A 310-nucleotide genomic window follows, 5' to 3' on the forward strand; every position below is an offset into this window, starting at 1 on the left:
GTTCGAATTAGTTATTCATGAACAAGGGGAAGTGCCGCCACAATTGCCCTCTGCCGTCATATTGATCAACAACTGCGGCCTGCCAGCTGTCTTCATCCAGGTACAGCGTGCGCCGGGAGTAGACGTGCCGCGCGGTAGGTTTGAGCCTGCCCTCCACCACCCATACACGATGCAACTCATGGCGTGTATAAGCCGGGTTGAGGTGGCCGACCTGCAATAACTGTCGGTAGGTAATATCAGGGCTGGATATCCGGTAGTTGTTGTAAGGAATATAAATTTCGCGTTTGCCCAGCAACGTCCACTCGTAACG

1 pseudogene is annotated in these 310 nt (G+C 53.2%); it reads right to left on the reverse strand.

Going from position 1 to position 310, the window contains the following annotated elements:
• Positions 1 to 10: 10 nt before the first annotated feature.
• Positions 11 to 310 (reverse strand): annotated as a pseudogene (locus ALO43_RS22545) (DUF1329 domain-containing protein); the annotation flags it as partial.

It is taken from the genome of Pseudomonas tremae (assembly GCF_001401155.1).
Classification (GTDB): Bacteria; Pseudomonadota; Gammaproteobacteria; order Pseudomonadales; family Pseudomonadaceae; genus Aquipseudomonas; species Aquipseudomonas tremae.